General features: G+C 71.9%; 5 protein-coding genes. 2 read left to right on the top strand and 3 right to left on the bottom strand.

The features are described 5' to 3' along the window. The coding region (locus A8G15_RS28520; protein ID WP_211270261.1) for an ESX secretion-associated protein EspG at positions 1-565 on the top strand (565 nt) is incomplete at its 5' end. A gap of 1 nt (position 566) precedes the next feature. Here the strand turns inward: A8G15_RS28520 and A8G15_RS28515 are convergent. The 3 genes from A8G15_RS28515 to A8G15_RS28505 are packed head-to-tail and all read right to left on the bottom strand — an operon-like array spanning position 567 to position 2,860. Next, complete coding sequence (locus A8G15_RS28515) at positions 567-1,229, bottom strand: histidine phosphatase family protein (RefSeq protein ID WP_068166570.1); 663 nt, start codon at positions 1,227-1,229, stop codon at positions 567-569. Next, entirely contained in the window at positions 1,226-2,140 is a 915-nt protein-coding gene (gene pheA / locus A8G15_RS28510) for a prephenate dehydratase (protein WP_068166572.1), read from the bottom strand. The genes A8G15_RS28515 and pheA overlap by 4 nt, the downstream gene beginning before the upstream one ends. 51 nt (positions 2,141-2,191) lie before the next feature. Further along, positions 2,192-2,860: a hypothetical protein gene (locus A8G15_RS28505; RefSeq protein WP_245688047.1), complete on the bottom strand. Its 669-nt coding sequence runs from the start codon at positions 2,858-2,860 to the stop codon at positions 2,192-2,194. A gap of 84 nt (positions 2,861-2,944) precedes the next feature. Between A8G15_RS28505 and A8G15_RS28500 the strand changes: the two genes are divergently transcribed. Next, positions 2,945-3,709 carry a DUF2470 domain-containing protein gene (locus A8G15_RS28500; RefSeq protein ID WP_068166568.1) on the top strand — a complete coding sequence of 255 codons (765 nt, stop codon included), beginning with the start codon at positions 2,945-2,947 and terminating at the stop codon, positions 3,707-3,709. Positions 3,710-3,721: the final 12 nt, after the last annotated feature.

Genomic DNA, 3,721 nt, shown 5'->3' with positions numbered 1-3,721 from the left:
GCGGCGGTTCCGCACCGGCGAGGTCGACCGGTTGTGTCTCGCGCACGGCAGCGCCGAGGCGGGGGTGTCCGGTGCCGGCGCGCGGACGGTGGCCGTGCGGGTCGTGTCCGACGGTTTCGTACTCGACGACGCCGACTCCGGGTCGGTGTCCCCGATCGTGCGGATTCTCGGCCCGGCCGAACCGGCCCGCACCGGCGGGATGAGCCTGCCGACCGCCCGGCTGTCCGAGGCACTGACCGAGGGCAGCGGGGACGGTGCGCGTACCGCCCGTCGGCTGAGGGAAGCCGGGGCGCCCGCTGCGGAGGCCGCGGTCCTCGGGGCAGCGCTCGGGCCGTGCGTCACGTTCGCCGAGATCGTTGGGATCCGGCACGGCGACGGTGTCACCGGCACGGTCGGTGGCCCCGTCACGGTCTTCGACACCACCGTGGGACGGGTGGTCAGCACGTCGTCGACCGCTCCCGACGGCACAGCGTGGACGACGCTGAGCTCGGGCACCGACGGGTTCCTGCGGCGGGCGCTCGGCGATCTCGTCGCCCGCCTGGAACACGACCGGCCGGACCGGTAGGTCAGCCCATCGGATCGTCGGCGCCCGCGCCCCCGGTTTCGTGGAAGGGTGCTTGGAACGTGCCCCACCGCACGCACTCCCAGCCGCCGCCGGGACGTGGCAGCAGTTCGACGGTCTGGGTGTTCGCGAGGTGGTTGCTGGTGGCGAAGCTGCCCGGCACCTTGCCGAGGTACGCGGCGATCAGCCGGATCGCCGCGCCGTGACTGACCACTACGACGTCGCCCGATCCGTCACCGAGGAACCGGTTGCGCAGATCCTCGACGACCGGCACGTACCGGTCGATCACGTCGAGACCGGATTCGCCGCCGGGGACCCGCGAGCGCAGGTCGCCGCTGTGCCACGACTCGTAGACCTTCATGAACAGCGTGTGCGATTCCTCGTCGCTGCGGTCCTCGAGGTCCCCGGCCTGCACTTCGTGCAGCCCGTCACGGACGGTCGCGGCGACACCGGAGGCGAGCTCGATCTGGTGGGCGGTCTGCCGGGCGCGGATCGCGTGCGAGGCGACGAGCAGCACCGGCGGCCGGTCGGCCAGGTTGGTGCCGAGCGTGTGCGCCTGCGCGACACCGAGTTCCGTCAGTTCGGCGCCGGGCAGCTTGGTGTCCAGCCGCCGTGCCACGTTCGCCACCGTCTGCCCGTGCCGGGCCAGGATCAGCCTGCCGCTCACCGGTACTCCTCTCCACGCCGCAGGGCGTCGAGCCACTGCGCATCGGCCTCGTCCGACACCGGGGGCACACCGTGTTCGGCGACCGCGGCCCACGACCCGAGGAATCGGACCTCCGCGAAGCGGTGCAGGGCTTTGAGCGCCTCGGCGACGAGTGCGTCGTCGATGTGTCCCACGCAGTCCAAGTGGAAGAAGTAGGTGCCGTATTCCTGGCGCGTCGGGCGCGATTCGATACGGGTGAGGTCGATACCGCGGGTCGCGAACTCCGTCATGGCCCGCACGAGCGATCCCGGTTCGTTCGGCAGTTGCAGGATGACGGCGGTGCGGTCGTGCCCGGTGCGCGGCGGGGTCTTCGCGGGCCGGGTGAGCAGCACGAACCTGGTGCGGGCACCGGCGAAGTCCGCGACGCCCTCGGCAAGCGCGTCGAGACCGAGGCGCTCACCGGCCAGTGCGGTCGACACCCCGGCGTCGACCTTGCCGGCGGCGACGTCCTCGGCCGCACCTGCGTTGGAGGAGGCGGCGACGATCTCGGCTCGCGGCAGCTTGTCGGCGACCCACTGCCGCACCTGCGCCGCCGCGACCGGGTACGCGGCCACGGTCCGGACGCCGTCGGCCGTGGTGCCGGGCCGCACGACCACGGTGAAGGTCACGTCGAGTTCGGTTTCCGCGACGATCTGCAGGCGCGGGCCGATGGACAGGGCGTCCATCGTCGGCGGGACGGACCCTTCGACGGAACTCTCGATCGGCACCACCGCGCCGTCGACCTCCCCGTCGCGCAGCAGTTGCAGCGCGGCCGGTGGGCTGGCCGCCGACACCCGTTCGACCGGGTCGTCGAAGATCCCGGTGTCCTCGAGGCGCGCGAGCGCCATTTCGGTGAAGGTTCCGGTGGGACCGAAGTAGGCGATGCGTGGCACGCCTACGAGGTTACGCATCGCACTCCCCGCGCTCCGGGTGATGGAACCGATTCAGGCGGGGAGGGTGAGGCCGAGTTCGGTGAGTCCCGCGGCGACAGCGGCGGGGTCGTCGACCTCGACGGTGAGCAGGATCTCCCGGACGGCGGCTGCGGCCTCGGGGATGAGGGCGGCGAGGCGAGCGGCGTCCGGTTCTGTGACCGCCTGCCGGATGTCGAATCCGCTCAGTGCCGCCGTGGTCGCGGACAGCAGCGCGAGAACTTCGGCGGCGTCGCGGGCCCGCGCGACGTACCCGGTGTCGGAGTGGGCGAGGACCGCGAGGAAGTCGGCGATCTCGTCGGCGCTGCGGCCGGCGGGCAGGCCGGGGACGTGGCCGGCTCCGGTGAGTTCGCGGGCGGTGTCGGCGAGCGTGTCGCCCGCGACGTACACGCACAGGGGCGCCGGAGCGGTGAACGCGAGGACGTCGCCGAGATGCTCTGGGGCGCAGTCGATCTGATACCGAACCGGGCGGCGGCTCGCCGGTACGGGAGCGTCGGCGCTCGCATCGAGTTCGACGACGACGTCGCCACCGGACTCCGCGTCGTCGGCGGTCACGATCCTCGGGGCGAGGAGCCGGACGGGCACACCCGCCGGAGCGGGGACGCGGTGGGTCAGCAGCGAATCGAGGAGCCCCCGAGGTTCTTCACGGGACGGCGGCATACCGAGGGAGAGCGGGATCGACACCGATTCAGGTTAGCGCCAGGAGACTCTTGCGACTCCTGTCACAATCACTTAGGTTTGCCTCACCTACTTACCGAGGAGGCCGGCATGCAGACCATCACCGACGTTCCCGCCCCCAGCACCGCGGAGCGGGTGTGCACCGCGCTCGTACGCGCCGATTCGACCGTGCTCGCCGTCGACGGCTGCGATCCGGTGACCACCGCAGTCCACCACCTCCACACCGACGGCGACGTCGTGATCACCGTGCCCGACGACTGCCCGGCCGTCGCACTCGCCTGGCAGGCCGGCTCGGCAGGAGCGTCCGCCGTCCTCGAACTCACCGACCATTCGCCGCTGACGCTGCGCAATCCCGTGCGGGCACTGATCTGGCTCAGCGGAACGCTGCATCCGGTCGAGAACCCCCGCGAACTCGCCTTCGAGGTCGCCGAGAACCTTCCGCACCCGGAACTGCTCGACGTCGGACACGGCACCGAACTGCTGCGCCTGGAACTGGCCTCCGTGGTCGCCGCGGACACCACCGGCGCCGAATCCGTCGAGGTCGAGGACGTGCTGACCGCGCTGCCCGATCCGTTCGCCGCACTCGAAACCGCGTGGCTGCAGCACCTCGAGCAGGATCACGCCGACATCGTCGCGCACATCGCGCGCCGCATCCCCCCGGCCACGCGGTCCGGCCGCATCCGCCCGCTCGGGCTCGACCGATACGGCCTGCGGCTGCGCATCGAATCGGGCACCGGCGACCACGACGTGCGCATCCCGTTCCACGAACCGGTCGACGACGCCACCGGCCTGAGCCGCGCGCTCCGCCGCCTCGTCGGCTGCCCGTTCGTCAACGGTCTGCGCGCCCGCCCCTGATCTTCCTTTCCC

The organism is Rhodococcus phenolicus, from assembly GCF_001646785.1.
Lineage (GTDB): Bacteria > Actinomycetota > Actinomycetes > Mycobacteriales > Mycobacteriaceae > Rhodococcus > Rhodococcus phenolicus.
The sequence above is the reverse complement of the archived record's forward strand: the minus strand, read 5'-3'. Positions and strand labels throughout refer to the sequence as shown.

What these genes read in the sequence shown, in the direction of transcription:
- A8G15_RS28500 (WP_068166568.1), top strand. Translation starts at nt 2,945, where the DNA reads ATGCAGACCATCACCGACGTTCCCGCCCCCAGCACCGCGGAGCGGGTG.